Here is a 16,778-nt window from a genome sequence, read left to right on the forward strand (position 1 = left end):
CTGACGGAGGGTCAGGGTCGTGGCAGGTTGCGCAGGTTGGAGCGCGCCATCTGCACCATGCGGCCCACCCCTCCGTCCAGCACGACCTTCCCGGCGGAGAGCGCGAAGCCCTGCACCATGTCGGCGCTGATCTTCGGCGGCATGGACAGGGCGTTCGGGTCGGTGACCACGTCCACCAGGGCCGGGCCCTTGTGCTTGAAGGCGTCCTTGAGCGCGCCCTCGAGCTGCCTGGGCTTCTCCACCCGTACGCCGAAGGCACCCGCCGCGCGGGCGACGGCGGCGAAGTCGGGGTTGTGGTTGGTGGTGCCGTACGACGGCAGCCCGGACACCATCATCTCCAACTCCACCATGCCGAGCGAGGAGTTGTTGAACAGGACGATCTTCACCGGCAGTTCGTACTGGACGAGGGTGAGGAAGTCGCCCATCAGCATGGTGAATCCGCCGTCGCCCGACATCGAGACGACCTGACGCTTCCGGTCGATGAACTGGGCGCCGATGGCCTGCGGCATGGCGTTGGCCATGGAGCCGTGGCTGAACGAACCGATCACGCGGCGGCGGCCGTTGGGCGACAGATAGCGGGCGGCCCAGACATTGCACATACCGGTGTCGACGGTGAACACGGCGTCGTCATCGGCCACTTCGTCCAGCACGGACGCGACGTACTCGGGGTGGATCGGGATGTGCTTGTCGACCTTGCGGGTGTACGCCTTGACGACGCCTTCGAGCGCGTCGGCGTGCTTCTTGAGCATCTTGTCCAGGAACCTGCGGTCGTTCTTGATCCGCACCCGGGGGGTCAGACAGCGCAGCGTCTCGCGTACGTCGCCCCACACCGCGAGGTCCAACTGGGAGCGCCGGCCGAGGCGTTCGGGCCGGACGTCGACCTGGACGATCTTGACGTCGGTGCCGTCCGGGAGGAAGGCGTTGTACGGGAAGTCGGTGCCGAGCAGGATCAGCAGATCGCACTCGTGGGTGGCCTCGTACGCGGCGCCGTAACCGAGCAGTCCACTCATGCCGACGTCGAACTTGTTGTCGTACTGGATCCACTCCTTGCCGCGCAGCGCATGGCCGATCGGCGACTTGATCCGCTCGGCGAACTCCATGACCTCGGCGTGCGCCCCGGCCGTGCCGCTGCCGCAGAACAGCGTGACACGGTCCGCCTCGTCGATCATGTCGACCAGCTTGTCGATCTCCAGATCGCCGGGCCGCACCGTGGGCCGTGAGGTGACCAACGCGTGCTCGATCGCCTTCGTCGGGGCCGGCCGCGCGGCGATGTCGCCGGGCAGCGTCACCACGCTGACACCGCCCCGGCCGATCGCGTGCTGGATGGCCGTCTGGACCAGCCGGGGCATCTGCTCGGGGTTAGTGATCATCTCGTTGTAGTGGCTGCACTCCTCGAACAGCCGCTCGGGGTGCGTCTCCTGGAAGTAGCCGAGGCCGATCTCACCGGTGGGGATGTGCGAGGCGAGCGCGAGGACCGGTGCCATCGAGCGGTGCGCGTCGTACAGACCGTTGATGAGATGCAGATTGCCGGGCCCGCAGGAGCCGGCGCAGGCGGCGAGCTTGCCGGTGATCTGGGCCTCGGCGCCCGCCGCGAAGGCCGCCGCCTCCTCGTGCCTGACCTGGACCCAGTCGATGGCCGCGTTGCGCCGGATGGCGTCGACCACGGGGTTGAGGCTGTCGCCGACGACCCCGTACATCCGCCGCACACCCGCGCGGGCGAGGATGCCGACGAACTGCTCCGCCACGTTCTGCTTGGCCATGGAAGCGTGCCCTTCTGCTGTCCGGAGATCCGGGCCACGGCCACCGACCGTGGGCGGCCCGGGATCCCCTTCCGATACCCGCTGTCCATCAACCCACGCCCCGCGCCGTTACGCCTCCCAGACCGCCACGGCCGTACGGTCGTCGGCGTAACCCTTCACCCGCAGCCCGACGTCCGACAGATACGCGGCGAGCCCCGGCGGCTCGGCGGACGCCCAGCGCACCGCCAGTTCGTCGCCCAGGGCCGGTTCGCCGCGCAGCGGCTCGGCGAGCCCGACACTGGTCAGTAGCAGTGTGTCGCCCGGACGGGCCACCGAGGCGCGGAAGCGGAACGGCTCCGGCGGAGGCGGAACGGGGTCCTCCACGACCGGTCCCGGCGGCTTGGTGATCTCCAGATCCATCGTGAGGCGGTCGCCGTCGGGGGTCTGTTCGGCGAGGGCGTCGGCGACCGCTCGGGCGGGCGCGGAGCCGAAGCCGAGGACCGGCTCGCCCCGGATGTCGGCCGGCACCGGCGGCTCCAGGTCCTGCCAGGCGCCGTCCCTGAGCCGGAACAGCCCGCCACCGCCGACGCCGAAGAAGACGCGGGTACGGCAGTCGGCGTCGGCGGAGAGCAGCAGACAGCGCAGGCTCGCGGTGTAGTCCTCCGGTTCGCGGCCCAACTCGGCGGCGCGGGCGCGCAGCTTGCCGTACGTACGGTCGGTGAGCCGGTGCAGTCCGGACTTCAGATCGCCCCGGCGGCCGGCCCTTATGTCCTCGGCGAGCCGGCTGTGACTGCGGCCGACCGCGCCGCCGATCCACCGGCAGGCGTCGGCGGCGGACAGATGCGCGCCCTCGGTGGCACGCGCGCCGGTGGCGACGGCGACCAGGACGAGGGCGCCCGCGCCGGTCCCGAAGCGGGCGGTGAGCAGGGCGTCCCGGCGGGGCTCGCCCCGATAGCGCGCCGAATCGCCGCGCACGGAGGCGGCGCGCAGGGTGTACGTGCCGTACTGGGCGCCGTCGAGGACCGTGTCGGCGACGAGTTGGCCGAGCCCTTCGGCGTCGGCGGCGGGCAGCGCGGTGGGCTCGGCGTCGTAGGTGGGCGGCCGGTCGCCGACGTAGGTGAGGGGGGCGGGGGCGACGGGAGCGGACGGAGGCGGCTGCGGCGCGGGCGGGGGCGCGGGGGCCTGGGCCTCAGGGGTGGCGGCGCGCGGGTCCGGGGGCGGGGGCACGGCCGGGGTGGTGACCGGGGTGGTGATCGGGAGCGGGCTGGGGTCGCTGGGGTCGAACGCGGCGGGCGGCGGCTCCCACGGCGCCCGTGGCCGGGGGGTGAGAGGGGTCGGCGCGACGGGACTCGGCGCGGGCGGCGGGACGAGCGGTGCGTCGACAACCGTGGGCGGTGATGGCGGTGATGGCGGTACGGGCGCGGGCCCTTGGACCACCGGATAGCCGCTGGGCGCCTCCCACCAGGCCGGCGGTCGGGAGACGGACCCGATGCCTGCGGCGGTGCCCACATCCTCGTCGTCCTCGTCCTCGTCGTCGTCGCCGATCCCGCCGATGTCGCCGATGTCGCCGACCGCGTGCACGTACCGGGCCTGGGACGTCACAGATGCCGCGCCCTCGGTGCCGAGTGTGTCCGCCGCCGAGTCGAAACGGTCGTCGATCGTGTCGCCCGGCGCCTCGGCCGGACCGGTGTCGGGTGCGGAGTCGTCGTACAGCCGGTTCCACCAGTCGTCGGTGGTGGCGGGCCGGTCCCCCTGCTGGCTCATGCTCCTATTGTCGACCGCACGGGCCGTCAGAAAACGGGACACCGCGAAAAATCAGCGGCGCGACCGGAGTCCGCCGGGCGACCCCACCCCCCACGGGAAGGACGCCCGGCGGACGTTCGGCAGGTCGGAGCGCACCGGAGTGCGCCGACCAGGATTCGGGGCCGGAGACCGGCCTTACTTCCGACCGTACGCCGATTCGAATCGTAGCGACTCGTCGGGGTTCGACAGGAACGTCCCGGTAGTCAGCTTATCCGGCATACGAGGTCCGGCATACGAAGACGGACACACACCGAAGTAACCGGGGCATATCCCTGAGGTCTGTCGATCCGGCAATGTCGCCACATTGGCAGAGTGACACGTGATCCGGGGATGATGAGCGCGGCGGGTTTACGCCGTGGCCGGTATCCGCCACACCCCGCCGGGTTTTGAACGTCCGTCCGGGGAGGGGTGCAGGGGTGCTGGGAGCGATAGGTCTCGACGAGAGACAGGAGTCGGCGTACCGCGCGCTGGTGGCGCTCGGCGCCGCCGAGGCGGCCGATCTGGCGCATCGGCTCGCGATGCCCGAGCAGGACACCGAGCGCGCGCTGCGCCGGCTGGAGCAGCAGGGACTGGCCGCGCAGTCGTCGGCCCGGACGGGGCGCTGGGTGGCCGCACCGCCGGCCGTGGCGCTGGGCGCGCTGCTCACCCAGCAGCGCCACGAGCTGGAGCGGGCCGAGCTGGCCGCCGTACTGCTCGCGGAGGAGTACCGCGCCGAGTCGGCGGGTCCCGCCGTACACGATCTGGTCGAGGTGGTGACGGGCGCGAGCGCGGTGGCGCACCGCTTCCACCAGCTCCAGCTCGGGGCGGTGCGGGAGATCCGCGCGCTGGTCACCGGCAGGCCCATGGCCGTGACGGGGATCGACAACGAGTCCGAGGAGCGGGTGGTGACGCGCGGCGTCCGCTACCGCGTGGTGATCGAACGCGAGGTGCTGTCGCTGCCCGACGGGATCAGCGAGCTGTCGGCGGCTCTGGGCCGTGACGAGCAGGTACGGGTGGTGGACCGGGTACCGACCAAGCTGGTGATCGCCGACAGCGCGCTGGCGATGGTGCCGCTGACGGCGGGCGACGCGGAGCCCGCGGCGCTGGTCGTGCACGCCAGTGGGCTGCTGGAGTCGCTGTCGGGCCTCTTCGAGGCGGTCTGGCGCGAGGCGCTGCCGCTGCGCCTGGTCCCGGGCGGGGAGGGGGGCGGCGAGGACGGGGCGACGACCGTCGTGGAAGACGCGGTCGAGGGGCCGGGCGAGACCGATCTGGAGGTCCTGTCGCTGCTGCTCGCGGGAATGACGGACGCGAGCGTGGCCAAGCAGCTCGATCTGGGGCTGCGGACCGTGCAGCGCCGGGTGAAGGGCCTGATGGAGCTGGCGGGCGTGACGACCCGGCTCCAGCTCGGCTGGCACGCGTACGAGAAGGGCTGGGTCTCCCGCGACCTGCGGGAGTGAGCGGACGGCGCGGGCCGTAGGGGCCACGTCGGGGCGGGCGCGGAACGCCCCGCGTGCCACCGCGACCGGGATCCTGCACTCTTGGCAGATGGACGTGTGGCAGCTCGTGCTGGTGGGTCTGGTCATGCTGCTGGGCGTCCTCGGTGTGCTGATTCCGGGGGTGCCGGGACCCGCCATCGTCTGGGCGGCCGTGGTCTGGTGGGCGCTGAGCGACACCTCGGCCACCGCCTGGGCGGTACTGATCGCGGCCACGGCGCTGCTGCTGCTCAACCAGGCGCTCAGACCGCTGCTGCCGTCCCGGCGGACGCGCGAGACGGGGACCCGTCGGCGCACACTGCTGGCCGGCGGGCTGGCCGGGATCGTGGGCTTCTTCGTGGTGCCGGTGGTGGGCGCGGTGCCGGCGTTCGTCGGGGGGATCTACGCGGTCGAGCGGGTACGGCTGGGCAGCCACCGGGACGGCTGGGCGTCGACGCGCGCGGTGATGCGCTCGGCGGGTGTCCCGGTGCTGGTCGAGCTGTTCTGCTGCCTGCTCGTGGCGGGCGCCTGGCTGGGCGTACTGGTCTGGGGCTGAACGCGCGGACGGGCTGCGTTCGCAGCCCGTCCGGCGATCGAGGACGAACCGGTCGGCCGGACCTGTGCGCCGGTCAGCAGAGCGGCACGCCCGGAAGCTGGGCGGCCGGGTGGTCGATGTAGATGTTCGAGATGAAGCCGCCCTGGTCGCGCAGCTTGCTCCACCAGTTGTTGCTGTACCCCTCGGCGTTCACGGTGTCCCCCTGCTTCTGGCACAGGACGTGCACGTTGGTGGGGCCCGCCAGTCGGGTCACGACGGCGGCGTTCAGCCGGGCGTCCGCGCGGACGCTGACACCGGTGCCCCAGGTGGTGAAGGGGGTTCCGCCGCCTCCGCCGCCGCAGCCGTTGTCACTGGTGAGGAAGTACTGGTTGTAGCTGCCGGGGTAGGGCAGGCCGCCGCCGTTGATGACGATGTTCTGTCCGACGCCGTTGAGAAGCTGCTCGTAGTGCAGATGGGGGCCGGAGGAGTTGCCGCTCGAGCCGGTGGTGCCGATCTGCTGGCCCTGGTTGACGAACTGTCCGCTGGCCACCGAGTAGGAGCCGAGGTGGAAGTAGTACGTCGTCCAACCGCCGCCGTGGTCGATGGAGATGTAGTTGCCGGCGCCGCTCGGCTGGCTGTGCCGGGTCGCCGTACCGGCGGCCGACGCGAGGGCCGGGGTGCCGTTGGTGGTGCCGCCGTCCGCGCGTACGAAGTCCAGCGCGCGGCGGACCTCGGCGGAGTGATGGCTGTAGGTCCACCGCTGTCCGCACGGGTAGGGGGCCTTGAAGTTGGGCCCGGCCGCCGCGGCGGCCGTGTCGGAGGTGCCCGCTTCGGCCGCTTCGGCGGCGCCGGCGGGTACGGTCAGCATCCCCACCAGTACGAGGAGCACACCGGCGAATGTGGTCGATAGGCGTCTGAGACGGGTCACGAATGCTCCCGGATGGATGTGGGGGATGCAGCCGGGCGGGCGGGCCGCGACCGCTGCGAGACCCGGCAAAAGTAGCGACGGGCGCACCGTCCCACAACGACTGGACAGCGCCTTTCGTCGGAGCTGAAATGTCTTGCCCCTGACAACTCGACAGCTCAGCATGGCGTCGACGCCGCCGGTGCGGCAGAGCGCGCCCCACCCGCCCGTCCGGCCACTTCACACCGACACAACTTCACAAGTCATCTGCAATGCACGGGAGTTGACAGCTCCTCACCCCGCCTTGCCCCCACTGGTGCGCGTAGGTCACGGACCCGCGCACCACAGAGCGGAGAGAAGACCCATGACCTTGATGACAGGCTTCAGACGCGGTCAGGCCGCGCTCCTCGGCACCGTGGTCGCCGCGTCGCTGGCCCTCACCGGCCAGTCGGCGACGGCCGCGCCGTACCCCGGCGACGGCTCCGGCTCCGGCGCCGGCGCCATGAACACCGCGTTCTCGAAAGCCGCCGCCGAGTTCGACGTACCCCGTGATCTGCTCGTCGCCGTCGGATACGGCGAGACGCACCTCGACGGTCATGGCGGCAGCCCCAGTCAGGCGAACGGCTACGGCGTGATGCACCTGGTCAGCCAGCCGAAGCACCAGACGCTTGAGCGGGCCGCGAAGCTCACCGGCGAGTCCGTTGCGGCGCTCAAGAAGGACACGGCGGCCAACATCCGCGGCGCCGCCGCCGTCCTGCGCGCCGTCGCCGATGAGCAGGGGCTGGACGACGCCGACCGCGACTCGCTCGCCGAGTGGTACCCGGTGGCCGCCGAGTACGGCGCCGCGCCCGACGACCGGACGGCGCGGCTGTACGCGGACACCGCGTACGACCTGCTGAACAAGGGGCTGCGCGCGCGGACCGCCGACAACGAGCAGATCCTCGTCAAGGCGCGCAAGGTGACGCCCGACCGGGGCAAGTACGCGAGCGTCGCGTCGGACGCCGGCGTACTGAGCGACGACTATCCGGCGGCCCTGTGGGTCCCGGCGAGCACGTCGAACTACCAGAACGGCCGTACGGCGGCGATCAACAAGGTGGTCGTGCATGTCACCCAGGGGTCGTACGCGGGCTCCATCAGTTGGTTCCAGAACCCGTCCTCACAGGTCAGCGCGCACTATGTGATCCGCTCCTCGGACGGCCAGGTCACCCAGATGGTTCGCGACGCCAACACCGCCTGGCACGCGCGCTCGGCCAACTCCAGCTCCATCGGCATCGAGCACGAGGGCTTCGTCGCCGACCCGTCCTGGTTCACCGACTCGATGTACCGCTCGTCGGCGGCGCTGACCCGCCACCTCACCGCGAAGTACGGCATCCCGCGCACCCGCGCGGGCGTCGTCGGCCACAGTGAGGTGCCGGGCAACGACCACACCGACCCGGGTGCGCACTGGAACTGGAACTACTACATGTCCCTCGTCAACGGCGGCAGCGGTGACCCCGGCCCCGGTCCCGGCAGTTCGTTCCCGACATGGGGCACGGGCGTGAGCATCCGTCAGGATGCGGCGACCACCTCGGCGCAGGTGGCCAGTCTGGCGGGACCGACATCGGTCGAGGTGCGGTGCCAGAAGCGCGGAGAGCTGGTCAACTACCAGGGGTACAGCAACGACGCCTGGTCGTATCTGCCGGAGTACGGCGGCTACATCTCGAACATCTTCATCGACGTCTCGGACGCGTGGCTGCCGGGCGTGCCGAACTGCTGATCCGGGCATCGCCGGACGGGCTCCACGAGCCCGTCCGGCGATCACGGGGCGGGGCCGTCCAGCAGTGCCTTGCCCAGTCGGGTGCGGTGGTGCATCATCCGGTTGCCGTGGCGGCGCGACGTGAGCAGACCCGCCTCGCGCAGTACGGAGGCATGGCGGCTCGCCGTCGACGGAGCCATCCGCAGCGCCTCCGCCAGACCCGTCGTCGTCATCGGCCGGTCGAGGAGTTCGAGCAGCCGCGCGCGCGAGGTGCCGATCAACTGCGCCACCGGCGGCGACGCCGCACCCCGCCGGGAACGCGTCAGCCAGCCGGGCGCCGGGGAGAGCGGGTGGACCAGCACCGGGGGAAGTTCGTCGTCCACCAGGGCCAGTGGCGTACCGACACAGAAGAAGCCCGGGATCAGTGTCAACGTCTGCCCGGACAAACGGAGTTCACGGTGGAGCGGGTACGGCGTGCGCAGGACGCCCTCCTCGCAGCGCCAGCCGGGCAGCTCCTCGTAACTGGCCACCAGCCCTTCCGCTCCCCCGGTCAGCGCCGCCTCGGCGCGGCGGGCGCGGTCGGCCGCCGCCTGTGCGCGGATGGCGGGCAGATACGGCTCCACGGCGACCGAGTAGTAGCGCCGCAGCGCCGACCCGAGCCAGCGCAGCGCCTCCACGTCCCCCTCGGACAGCCGCCGTACGGAGTCCGGGACGGGCCCGCGTCTGCGCGCGTAGAGCCGTGTGAGGTCAGCGACCAGGCGCCGGCGGGGAGTTGACAGCAGCCGGTCCACACCGATGTCGAGGTCCAGCTCGCCGCCGCCGGGCGTGAGGAAGTCGGGGAAGTACTCGGCCGACGGACACAGCAGCATCAACTCCCTTACTACCGGGGCGAGTCCGGCGCTCTCCAGGGCCGAGCGGACCTCGCGCCGCCAGGGCGCGAAGGCCGGTGGGACGTGCTGGTTCTGAAGGAGATGCAGGCTGAGCGCGGCCTCCCACAGAGCGTCCGCTCCGTCCGCCACACGCAGCCGGTTCAACTCCCGTCCACGGAGATCGACTCGCAGCACCTTGGACTCCCCCGGAAAGCCTGTGCGTTCAGGGCCTGGATTCTAGGCCGTGTCCGCGAAGTGGCGGTGCCGGGTCGCGCGGCGATCGTGGCCGTGGGCGTGTGAGGCTGGAGCCATGACCGAATTCAGCGACGCCGAGCGCGTGTACCTGTCCTCCCAGCGGCTGGGCCGGCTGGCGACCGTCGACCCGAAGGGCCAGCCGCAGGCCAATCCGGTGGGCTTCTTCCCGCAGTCGGACGGCACGATCCTGGTGGGCGGGTACGCGCTGGGCACCACCAAGAAATGGCGGAACCTCCAGTCCAACCCCCGGGTGGCGCTGGTCGTGGACGACATCGTGAGCGTCAAACCGTGGAAGGTACGGGGCGTGGACATCCGGGGCGAGGCCGAACTGCTCACCGGGCCACACAAGTTGGGACCGCACTTCAGCGAGGAGCTGATCCGGATCCATCCCCGGAAGATTCATAGCTGGGGGCTGGAGGAGGAGACCGGCTGAGCCGACTCCGCCGGGACCTCCGTGAACGCGGAGATCCCGGTAGCCCTGGCGGCGGTGCTCAGATGCCGTACCGCGTACGAACGCCACGGCCGCCAGGCCGCGCGGCCCATCTCGCCGTCCGGCGCCACGTCCGGATCGCCCAGGGCCCGCATGCGGATCAGCGCCGCCGTACGCGCCGTCATCCCGGGCACGGTGAGCAGTGAGCGCTCGGCCTCCTCGCGGCCGGCCCCGCTGTCGAGCCGTACGGTGCCGTCCGCCAGGGCGGTGGCGAGCGGGCCGGCCGCCGGGTCGTCCACTAGGGCGGCTGGGGTGGGAAAGAGCCGGGTGAGCGTGCCGCACGGATGCTCGAGCGGATTCCCGTACGCCGCGACGAGGCGCCGTGCCTCGGCGTCGCCCAGGTGGACGCGGAGCGCGTACTCGTCGGGGTCGGCGGTGCCCGGTGCCCGCAGTCCGGGGCGGGCCTCGACCAGCGGCGCGAGGAACGGGTCGGCGCCGAGGCGTTCGTCCACGGCGTACGGATCGGCGTCGAGGTCGAGGAGCCGGCGCAGGCGCTGTACGGCGGTGGTGAGGTCGCGCAGGTCGGCGAGGTGGATCCGGGCCTCCAGCCAGTTGGAGCGGGCGGGGCCGGTCCCTCCCGCCGGCGGGAGGGCTTCGTCCACCGAGACGATGCCGGGGCCGTGCGGCAGGCGCAGCGTACGCCGGTAGGTGCGGGTGCCGGGCTCGCCGATCACCTCCTCGACGCGGGGGACGGCCTCGTCGGCGAGCAGGTCGAACATGTCGCGCGCCGCGTAGACGCCCCGGTAGGCGAGCCGTAGCGGAATACCGGCGAGGGCGGGGGCGGTGGCCCGCCGGGTCGTGCGGTTCGCGCCGTTCCTGCCGCTCATGCCGCTCATGCCGTTGCCGGACTCGGCGCGCAGGCCGCTCGGCGTACGGGCGTAGATCTGCCGGATCGTGTCGTTGAACTGCCGCACGCTCGCGAACCCGGCGGCGAAGGCGATCTCCGTGACCGGCAGGACGGTGGTCTGGAGCAGCGTCCGCGCGGTGTGCGCGCGCTGCGCGCGGGCGAGGGCGACGGGCCCGGCGCCGAGTTCGGCGGTGAGCTGGCGCTGCACCTGCCGGGCGCTGTAGCCGAGCCGTCCGGCCAGTCCCGGTACGCCCTCACGGTCCACGACCCCGTCGCCGATCATCCGCATGGCGCGGCCGACGACATCGGCGCGTACGTTCCACTCGGCCGAGCCGGGCACGGCGTCGGGCCGGCACCGGCGGCAGGCGCGGAAGCCGTTGCCCTGGGCCGCGGCGGCGGTGGGGTAGAAGCGGACGTTCTCGCGCTTCGGGGTGACCGCCGGACAGCTCGGCCGGCAGTAGATGCCGGTGGTCTCGACGGCGAAGAAGAACGCGCCGTCGAACCGTGCGTCGCGGCTGGCCACCGCCTCGTATCTGGTCTCCTCGTCCATCACACCCCCCAGTGTGCGCCGTGTCCGCCGTCGGCACTCGCGGGATTCGGACACGGAGATGGACACGCCGGACGGGCCGCGTACGGCGGGTACGCGGCCCGTCCGGCGATTGAGGACGGACCCCGCCCAGGTCGTGTCTGACACATAGCGCCGTCCGCCCGCAGGGCGGGGCGTGCACCCGCCCCGGAGCGGCTGATGACTTCCGTCGGTGCGTGCGATCGCAAGGTCGAGGATCGCTCTCGTACCGGGCGTACTCGGGCGACTTCCGACAACGCGGCGGGGGCACCTCCCGTAGCCCCCGGGGGTACGGGGGCTACGGGGGACGGCGTGCCGGGCGTCGCGCGCCAGGCGGGATCTGTCGGACGCGACCTAACGGATACGCCCCCGCTTGGCCTCCATCGCCGCGCGACCCTCCGCGCCCTTCAGCCGCCAGTCGCGCCGGATCTCGGCCCGCATGCGGGCGTCGGTCTTGGCGACGATGCGCTTGTTCTCGCGCAGCAGCTTGCGGTAGCTGTCCAGCCGCCGCTCGGACAGCGAGCCGTCCTCCAGCGCGGCGAGCACGGCGCAGCCCGGCTCGCTGCCGTGGGCGCAGTCGTGGAACCTGCACCGCTCGGCAAGCTCCTCGATCTCGGCGAACACCTGCCCCACGCCCTGCCCGGCGTCCCACAGCCCGACACCCCGGAGTCCCGGTGTGTCGATGAGTACGCCGCCGCCGGGCAGCGCGAGGAGATTGCGGGTCGTCGTGGTGTGCCGGCCCTTCCCGTCGACGTCGCGGGTGGCCTGCACCTCCATGACCTCCTCGCCGAGGAGCGCGTTGGCGAGGGTCGACTTGCCGGCGCCCGAGATGCCGAGCAGCACGCTCGTACTCCCGGAGACGACGGCGGACAGCACGTCGACACCCTCCCCCGTCGCCGCGCTGACAGGGAGGATCTCCACTCCGGGCGCCGTGGTCCGGACGTCGTCGACCAGATACGACAGCCCGGTCGGGTCCGGTACGAGGTCGGCCTTGGTGAGCACGATCAGCGGCTGCGCGCCGCTCTCCCAGGCCAGGGCGAGGAAGCGCTCGATACGCCCCAGGTCCAGCTCGACGGAGAGCGGTACGGCGATGATCGCGTGGTCGACGTTGGCCGCGAGGATCTGCCCCTCGGAGCGCTTGGACGAGGTGGAGCGTACGAAGGCGGTACGGCGCGGCAGCAGCGTCCGCACATACCGCGGATCGCCGCCGGGGTCGACCGCGACCCAGTCCCCGGTGCACACGACCTTCATCGGGTCGCGCGGAACGACGAACTCGGTGTCGGCCCGTACCGTGCCGCCGGGCGTGACGACATCGCACTGTCCCCGGTCGACGCGCACGACACGGCCCGGCAGCAGACCTTGCGCGGCGTACGGGGCGAACTCCGCCTCCCAGCCCTCGTCCCAGTTGTACGGGGCGAGCGGATGCGAAGCGGAAGATGCCTCAGAAGAGATGAGCGGGAAAGACAACGGGAAACCCTTCACAAGGGCGGTCCCGGCACGCGCCCCGGTGGGGGCGCGGAGAGAAGAAAGGGGTCAGCCGGAGACCACGGAGGTGATATGGACGATCAACTGAGTGCGGGCACGGCCCATCTCGGCGACAGTCATCGGTACACACCTCCTGGATCACACACGGCTGACGGGACCCGATCGGTCCGTCAGGAACACGAGCGAAGATAGCCTCTGCCCCGCCGAGCGCGCCAGTGATTAATCGCCTCGCCGCCGGACAGGACGAGGGAGGTCCGTGTCCGACGGCGTCGGGGATTTCTGATGCTCACTCAGAGAGCTTTTGCGGTACGGGAGTTGGGTGTGTCGGTCTCCGTACCGGTGTCGGACGAACCGGTGTCGGACGGCGCCGCGCCCGCCGGGGCGGGGTTGGTGCGCAGGGTGAGCCAGGCGATGACCGCACCGACCGCGGCGATGGCGGCGGCGCCCACGAAGGCGGCCGAGAAGCCGTCCGTCAGTGCGACGGGGTTGCCCAGCTCCTTGGCACCGTAGGCGGCGGCGACCGCTGTCATGGCGGCGAGCCCGAGGGCCGAACCCACCTGGTAGCTGGTGTTGACGATGCCGGAGGCGAGGCCGCCTTCCTCAGGACGCGCGCTGGACAGCGCCGTACCGAGGGAGGGGATGAACGCCAGGGACATACCGGCGGCGGCGAGCAGGGAGGCCGGCAGGACGTCGACCCAGAAGTTGCCGTCCGGGCGGGCGAAGGAGAGCCAGACCATGCCGGCGGCGAGGGCGAACAGGCCGGTGACGATCAGCGGCTTGGGACCGAAGCGGCCGATCATCCGGGGCGCGAGCACGATCATCATGATCATGATGGCGACCGTCATGGGCAGCAGCGCGGCGCCGGAGGCGAACGCGCCCAGGCCGAGGACCTGCTGGAGGTAGAGGTTCAGGAAGAACCACATGGGGATCCAGGCGCCGGCCATCAGGAGCTGGGCGATGTTGGCGCCGGCGAGGTTGGGAGAGCGCCAGATGGCCAGTCGCATCAGCGGCTCGCGGCGCTTGGCCTGGATCGCGACGAACGCGCCGATCAGTACGGCGGCGGCGGCCAGTACGAGCCAGGTCTCGGCCGAGGCCCAGCCGGTCTCCGGGGCGCGGACGACGGCGTAGACGGCGGTGGCGAGACCCGCCGTGACGGTGACGGCGCCCGCGAGGTCGATCGAGCCGCGGCGCGCGGGGGCGGACGGCATGACGCGCGGGACCAGTGCCAGGACGATCACCGCGATGGGGATGTTGATGTAGAAGACCCAGGGCCAGCTCGCGTACTCGGTGATGACGCCGCCGAGGAAGACGCCCGCGGTGCCGCCCGCCGGGGCCGCGGCGCCGTACAGGGCCAGTGCCTTCGTCAGCTCCTTCGGGTTGCCGCCGAAGAGCATCATCAGCAGGGTCAGCGCGGACGGCGCGATCAGCGCGGCGCCGACGCCCTGGACCGCGCGGCCGGTCAGTTCGACCCAGACCTCGCCCGCCAGGCCGGCGGTGAGAGAGCCGGCGGCGAGGACGACCCAGCCGGCGACGAAGAGGCGCTTGGCACCGAAGAGGTCGGAGAGGCGTCCGCCGAGAAGCAGGAGTCCGCCGAAGGCGACGACGTAGGCGTTGAAGACCCAGGACAGGTTCTCCTGCGAGAAGCCCAGGTCACTCTGCATCTTGGGGAGCGCGACACCGATGATCGAGGTGTCCATGATCACGATGAACTGGGCGAGAGCGATCAGTGCGAGCGCCGTCCAGCGGCGTGGATCGGCTGAGGTGGTTGGCGATGACATGATGCGCTCCTATACGGTAGGGGGGTATCTCCGATCGAGTGAACAACATACCCCCCTAGGGTATTTCCCGCCAACGCCGGGACGTTGTTCGGAGCGTTGTCGGGGCGTTGTGGGGGCGTTGTCGGGGCGTTGTCGGGGCGCGCAGAAGCGCCGGACGGGCTCGACAGCCCGTCCGGCGCTCGGGATACCCGCCGCGTGACGCGGGTCAGCGGTCAGTGCCCAGCGCTCAGCCCGGTGGCCGTGGCGGTGGACGAGTGCGCCGGGATCAGCAGCGCGGTCACGACAGCCGCGGCGAGCGCGACAACGGCCGAGACGGTGAAGGCCCGCTCGAACCCGGCATCCGTACCGCCCGCCAGGCTCACCGCCGCGAGGCTGGAGACGACCGCCGCCCCGATCGACGCGCCGAACTCGTGGAAGGTGCTGACGATGCCCGAGGCCAGCCCCGCCTGGTGCGGCTCGACCTGGCCGAGCGCCGTCGCCGACGCGACCACGAACAGCGAACCGATCCCGGCCGCGGCCAGACTGACGCCGAGGACGACCGCCGACGTACCGGCCCAGAACACCGGGACGACGAGCCCGGCCGCCGCGATCACCATCCCGGCCACCCCCACCCGGCGGCCCCCGAGACCACCGATGACGCGGCCCGCCGTCTGGGCGCCGGCCATCGTGGCGAGCGCCACCGGCAGGAACAGCAGCCCCGTCACCAGCGCGCCGTGGCCGCTGTACTCCTGCAAGTAGAAGGACCCGAGGAAGAAGACCGCCACCATCAGCGCCGTACCGGTGAGGATCACGAACGTGCCCGCCGTCACCGGGCGGCGCAGCAGCAGGCAGAGGTCCATCAGCGGTGATTTCGCGGCTCGTTGCCAGGCCCCGAAGACCAGATACAGCACCACGGCGGCCACGGCCAGGCCGAGCGTGCTCGTCGCGCCCCAGCCACGGTCGCCGGCGTTGATCAGCGCGTAGATCCCCACGCCTGTCGCCCCGGTCACCAGGAGCGCACCGGGCACATCGAGACGCGGACGCACACCCTCGGGCCGGGGCAGCGGCGGCAGCATGCGGGGCAGCAGCACCATGATGACGACGCCGACAGGCACGTTCACGAAGAACGCCCACGGCCAGCCAGGACCGGCGGTCAGCACACCGCCGAGCAGGACACCGACGGCCGCGCCGCTGCCGCCGAGCGCCGACCAGATACCGAGCGCCTTGTTGCGCTCCTCGCCCTCGAACAGCCGCACCACGACCGAGAGCGCCGCCGGGGAGAGCATCGCCGCGCCGACACCCTGCGCCACGCGTCCCGCGATCAGCACTTCGGCGCCGCCGGCCAGGCCGACGACCAGCGACGCCGCCGTGAAGGTGGCCAGCCCGGCGAGGACCAGGCCCCGGGCCCCGAAGAGGTCGGCACCGCGACCGCCGAGCAGCATCAGGCCGCCGAACGCCAGCGTGTAGGCGCTGACCACCCAGGTCAGCGCGGAGCGGGAGAGATCGAGGTCGGCGCCTATGTGCGGGAGCGCGATCGCCACCACGGTGACGTCGAGGATCAGCATGAACTGTGCGACACCGAGCAGCGCCAACGCCTGCCACCGGCGCGGGTGGGCGCCCGCGCCCGACGCCGTCGTGATCCGTTGATCGGTCACAGCTTCTCCTAAGTCAGACATCGATGTTCGAGTTATCTCGCCTGGTAGCGTAACTCAAACAACAGTGTCTGATTTCAAGGAGGACGCATGGCCTCGTCGCCGCCTACGCGGCCGGCCCGCCGGGCCGACGCGCAGCGCAACATCGACGCGATCCTGGACGCCGCGATCGACAGCCTCGCGCGACGCCCCGAGACGACGCTGGCGGAGATCGCGAAGGAGGCGGGGGTGGGACGGGTGACGCTCTACGGGCACTTCGCCTCACGCGCCGAACTCGTGGACGCGGCGATGGCCCGGGTGCTCGTGCACGGTGACGCGGCACTCGAACCGCTCGATCTCGACGGGGACCCGGCCGAGGCACTGGAGCGCCTGATCGGGGCGAGTTGGCGGCTGATCCATCAGTCGCGGTCACTTCTGATCGCCGCGCAGAAGGAGCTGACGAGCGCCCGGATCCGGGATCTGCACGCCGAACCCGCCGCGCGCGCGGAACGGCTGCTCGCCCGTGGTCAGGCCGAGGGCGTGTTCCGGTCGGACCTGCCGACCTCCTGGCTGGTGGCGACGCTGCACAACGTGTTGCACGGAGCGGCCGACGAGATCAACGCGGGGCGGCTCAGGCCCGAGGACGCGGCGCGCACGGTCTCACTGACGATCCTGGCGGCGTTCGCGGCGCGGTAGCCGGGGCCGGACCGCG

The 16,778-nt window shown here is 71.7% G+C and carries 13 protein-coding genes; 5 read left to right on the forward strand and 8 right to left on the reverse strand.

What is annotated here, in order from left to right; translation table 11 throughout:
- Positions 1 to 11: 11 nt before the first annotated feature.
- Both OG329_RS06785 and OG329_RS06790 read right to left on the reverse strand, forming a co-directional pair.
- Positions 12 to 1,760, reverse strand: coding sequence for a pyruvate dehydrogenase (locus tag OG329_RS06785; protein ID WP_405793417.1), 1,749 nt, complete (start codon positions 1,758 to 1,760; stop codon positions 12 to 14).
- Between the two features lie 108 nt (positions 1,761 to 1,868).
- A complete protein-coding gene (locus OG329_RS06790) occupies positions 1,869 to 3,503 on the reverse strand; it encodes a protein phosphatase 2C domain-containing protein (protein ID WP_405793418.1) in 1,635 nt (544 codons plus the stop codon).
- 455 nt (positions 3,504 to 3,958) lie between these two features.
- Between OG329_RS06790 and OG329_RS06795 the strand changes: the two genes are divergently transcribed.
- Both OG329_RS06795 and OG329_RS06800 read left to right on the forward strand, forming a co-directional pair.
- Entirely contained in the window at positions 3,959 to 4,978 is a 1,020-nt protein-coding gene (locus OG329_RS06795; protein WP_405793419.1) for a helix-turn-helix domain-containing protein, read from the forward strand.
- 88 nt (positions 4,979 to 5,066) lie between these two features.
- Positions 5,067 to 5,549, forward strand: coding sequence for a DUF456 domain-containing protein (locus OG329_RS06800; protein ID WP_405793420.1), 483 nt, complete (start codon positions 5,067 to 5,069; stop codon positions 5,547 to 5,549).
- A gap of 73 nt (positions 5,550 to 5,622) precedes the next feature.
- Here OG329_RS06800 and OG329_RS06805 read toward each other — a convergent pair whose 3' ends face one another.
- Complete coding sequence (locus OG329_RS06805) at positions 5,623 to 6,456, reverse strand: M23 family metallopeptidase (protein WP_405793421.1); 834 nt, start codon at positions 6,454 to 6,456, stop codon at positions 5,623 to 5,625.
- Positions 6,457 to 6,796: 340 nt separating this feature from the next.
- Between OG329_RS06805 and OG329_RS06810 the strand changes: the two genes are divergently transcribed.
- Positions 6,797 to 8,188, forward strand: coding sequence for an N-acetylmuramoyl-L-alanine amidase (locus tag OG329_RS06810; RefSeq protein ID WP_405793422.1), 1,392 nt, complete (start codon positions 6,797 to 6,799; stop codon positions 8,186 to 8,188).
- A gap of 41 nt (positions 8,189 to 8,229) precedes the next feature.
- Here OG329_RS06810 and OG329_RS06815 read toward each other — a convergent pair whose 3' ends face one another.
- Positions 8,230 to 9,231 carry an ArsR/SmtB family transcription factor gene (locus OG329_RS06815; protein ID WP_405793423.1) on the reverse strand — a complete coding sequence of 334 codons (1,002 nt, stop codon included), beginning with the start codon at positions 9,229 to 9,231 and terminating at the stop codon, positions 8,230 to 8,232.
- A 115-nt stretch (positions 9,232 to 9,346) separates the two neighbouring features.
- Here OG329_RS06815 and OG329_RS06820 point away from each other — a divergent pair, with 115 nt between their 5' ends.
- Positions 9,347 to 9,724: a PPOX class F420-dependent oxidoreductase gene (locus OG329_RS06820; RefSeq protein WP_405793424.1), complete on the forward strand. Its 378-nt coding sequence runs from the start codon at positions 9,347 to 9,349 to the stop codon at positions 9,722 to 9,724.
- On the opposite strand, the gene OG329_RS06825 is transcribed toward OG329_RS06820, so the two are convergent.
- The 4 genes from OG329_RS06825 to OG329_RS06840 all read right to left on the reverse strand — a co-directional run bounded on the left by OG329_RS06825 (position 9,691) and on the right by OG329_RS06840 (position 16,090).
- The gene (locus OG329_RS06825; protein WP_405801688.1) at positions 9,691 to 11,178 is read right to left on the reverse strand and encodes a DNA-3-methyladenine glycosylase 2 family protein; all 1,488 of its coding nucleotides are present in this window, start codon (positions 11,176 to 11,178) and stop codon (positions 9,691 to 9,693) included. The genes OG329_RS06820 and OG329_RS06825 overlap by 34 nt on opposite strands.
- A 369-nt stretch (positions 11,179 to 11,547) precedes the next feature.
- Entirely contained in the window at positions 11,548 to 12,660 is a 1,113-nt protein-coding gene (gene rsgA, locus OG329_RS06830; RefSeq protein ID WP_405793425.1) for a ribosome small subunit-dependent GTPase A, read from the reverse strand.
- 308 nt (positions 12,661 to 12,968) lie between these two features.
- Positions 12,969 to 14,456 carry an MFS transporter gene (locus tag OG329_RS06835; protein WP_405793426.1) on the reverse strand — a complete coding sequence of 496 codons (1,488 nt, stop codon included), beginning with the start codon at positions 14,454 to 14,456 and terminating at the stop codon, positions 12,969 to 12,971.
- 212 nt (positions 14,457 to 14,668) lie between these two features.
- Positions 14,669 to 16,090, reverse strand: coding sequence for an MFS transporter (locus OG329_RS06840; RefSeq protein WP_405793427.1), 1,422 nt, complete (start codon positions 16,088 to 16,090; stop codon positions 14,669 to 14,671).
- An 87-nt stretch (positions 16,091 to 16,177) separates the two neighbouring features.
- On the opposite strand from OG329_RS06840, the gene OG329_RS06845 reads away from it, so the two are divergent.
- Positions 16,178 to 16,762, forward strand: a complete 585-nt coding sequence (locus OG329_RS06845; RefSeq protein ID WP_405793428.1) for a TetR/AcrR family transcriptional regulator — start codon at positions 16,178 to 16,180, stop codon at positions 16,760 to 16,762.
- The last annotated feature ends 16 nt before the right edge of the window (positions 16,763 to 16,778 follow it).

It is taken from the genome of Streptomyces sp. NBC_01506 (assembly GCF_045040295.1).
Classification (GTDB): domain Bacteria; phylum Actinomycetota; class Actinomycetes; order Streptomycetales; family Streptomycetaceae; genus Streptomyces.